This window comes from Pseudomonas sp. NFACC37-1 (assembly GCF_900101575.1).
Classification (GTDB): Bacteria; Pseudomonadota; Gammaproteobacteria; order Pseudomonadales; family Pseudomonadaceae; genus Aquipseudomonas; species Aquipseudomonas fluorescens_AA.
The window spans coordinates 1-2142 of record NZ_FMUZ01000017.1 but is presented as its reverse complement, the minus strand read 5'-3'; the positions used below and the strand labels follow the sequence as shown (position 1 = coordinate 2142).

The window sequence follows — 2142 nt, the reverse complement described above, 5'->3', positions numbered from 1 at the left end:
CCCTAGGGGACGCCATTTGCGGGAATAGCTCAGTTGGTAGAGCACGACCTTGCCAAGGTCGGGGTCGCGAGTTCGAGTCTCGTTTCCCGCTCCAAATTCAAAAAAACGCCGCTCATACGAGCGGCGTTTTTTTTATGCGCGTGAAAAGGTCATTCAGCGCGTATAGATCTTTAACGGACGATTTTCGTTGTCTTAGGGGGCTTACTGCGCTTTACCTTAATAATGAAGGCGAAGCGAAAGTACTTCATGCAAAACTTAAGGTAAAACGCTCAGGAAGATTAATAGTTCATTCCTAAAAAAAAACACTTCTCCTAACCTTCCAGTACCCATTCTGGAGGTGCATTTATGCTGATTTTTGTTAAATCGATGGTCATTGGGCTGTGCATTGCTGCCCCTGTGGGGCCTATTGGGCTGTTGTGCATACAGCGAAGCCTCATGCTGGGCTGGAGAGCCGGTTTCGCAACGGGATTGGGGGCCGCCACTGCCGATTCGATCTACGGATTCATCGGGGCCCTCGGGGTCACGGCCATCATCGCGACGCTGATCAGCTTCAAACCTTGGTTGTGTATTTTTGGTGGACTGTTCCTCGCCTACATTGGCTATCAGACAATACGATCGAAGGGGGGCGCGACCGCCATGGCAGGTGAGCGTGCCAACATGTTCAAAGCCTACTCGACCACGCTGTTCCTGACCCTGTCGAACCCCATGACCATCTTGTCGTTTATCGCGATATTTGCCGCGTTGAGCGATGGCATGGCCAGCGACCAAGGCGGCCAGCACGCCTTGCTGCCGATGGTGACCGGTATATTCCTGGGCTCGGCTGCCTGGTGGCTGGGCCTGAGCGGGTTCTCCTCCATTTTCAAGGCGCGGATTGCCGAATCGAAGCTAAGGCTGATCAACTACTTTTCGGGGGCGACCATCACCATTCTGGGGGCCTACCAGGTCGCCACTGGCGTCATGCTGGCCACGGCAACCTGATAAAAGAGGTCTTACTGCAGTCTGGACTCGACATACGCCCTGAAGCGGCCTATGGCTTGGGTGACGTCTGGGGCGGTGGCATTGCTGAATGAAAGCCTGACCTGATTAGCCGCCTCATTTGTCAGCGAAAATAAAGTGGTGGGGAATACGATCACCTTGAACTGCTGGGCGCATTCGCGCATTTCGCAATACCCAAAGGCGAAAGGCAGCTGCAGATTGATGAAAAAGCCGCCGGCCGGTTGATTCCAACTGACCGCTCTTTGGGCGCGGGCCTTGAGCGGGAATTCACGCTTGAGGCATTCAAGCATGTGGTTTCTTTTCTTCGTATAGGACAACACCCTGGGTTGGTTCAGCTCTTTGAGCGAGTGGTTGTTCTCGATCAGCAAACCGGCGACGACCGCTTGGCACAGGGCAGGGGTATTGACGGTGATCAGGCTTTTGGCCTTGCACAATCGGGTGCTGAATGACATGAGGCCGGCGCCCTCCGGTGCGACCACATAACCCATGCGCAAGCCTGGAAAAATCGACTTGGCAAAGGAGCCCAGCAAGAATACTCGACTGCTGTCGATGGACTTCATGGACGCAATGGCATCGCCTTCGTACCTGAAGTAACGGTAGGCCGTGTCTTCAAGGACGAAAAAATTCTTTTCATTGGCCAAGGAAAGCATGGCTGTCCTGGCTTGATAGGAGAGGCTGTCGGCGGTCGGATTGCTAAAATCCGGAACGGCATACAGTGCTTTGATTTTTTCCCCTCTGGATTCAAGTTCTTCAATGATTCCGCGCAGGGCGATTGGGTCGAGAAAAGCCGCCATGGGGACGGGGACTATTTTTATGGTTCTTCACGGATTACCGGGAAAGACGCTCTTGATCTTCATGAAAAAGAATTCGCTATCCCGGTAACCGTACGCCATCCGCTTGATGACCTTTATTCGATTGTTTATTCCTTCCAACTGACCGGTGTGCATCGGCCAGCGAACCCGGCTCACGATGCCCCGCCAGTAACCCTTTAGCCGTTTGGCGAACTGGATCAGAGCTGGTATTTCGCTTTCATGCGCATGGCGCAGCCATTGCTTCCAGGCCGATCGCCAACCCCAGGCAGTACTCGGGGTCCAGAGTGTTTTGAGTTCAGCCTTCATCAAGTAGACCGTCATCAACGCTTGGTTG

At 53.6% G+C, this 2142-nt stretch carries 3 protein-coding genes and 1 tRNA gene; 2 read left to right on the top strand and 2 right to left on the bottom strand.

What is annotated here, in order from left to right; translation table 11 throughout:
- The first annotated feature begins 18 nt into the window (after nucleotides 1-18).
- Together BLP82_RS17855 and BLP82_RS17850 are read left to right on the top strand one after the other, a co-directional pair.
- Nucleotides 19-94 (top strand) — tRNA-Gly (locus BLP82_RS17855).
- Nucleotides 95-345: 251 nt separating this feature from the next.
- Nucleotides 346-978: a LysE family translocator gene (locus tag BLP82_RS17850; RefSeq protein WP_072406398.1), complete on the top strand. Its 633-nt coding sequence runs from the start codon at nucleotides 346-348 to the stop codon at nucleotides 976-978.
- Nucleotides 979-989: 11 nt separating this feature from the next.
- On the opposite strand, the gene BLP82_RS17845 is transcribed toward BLP82_RS17850, so the two are convergent.
- Both BLP82_RS17845 and BLP82_RS17840 read right to left on the bottom strand, forming a co-directional pair.
- Nucleotides 990-1790, bottom strand: a complete 801-nt coding sequence (locus tag BLP82_RS17845) for an aminotransferase class I/II-fold pyridoxal phosphate-dependent enzyme (RefSeq protein WP_256576636.1) — start codon at nucleotides 1788-1790, stop codon at nucleotides 990-992.
- Nucleotides 1791-1817: 27 nt separating this feature from the next.
- A partial coding sequence (locus tag BLP82_RS17840; protein ID WP_139197840.1) for a transposase occupies nucleotides 1818-2142 on the bottom strand: 325 nt, incomplete at its 5' end.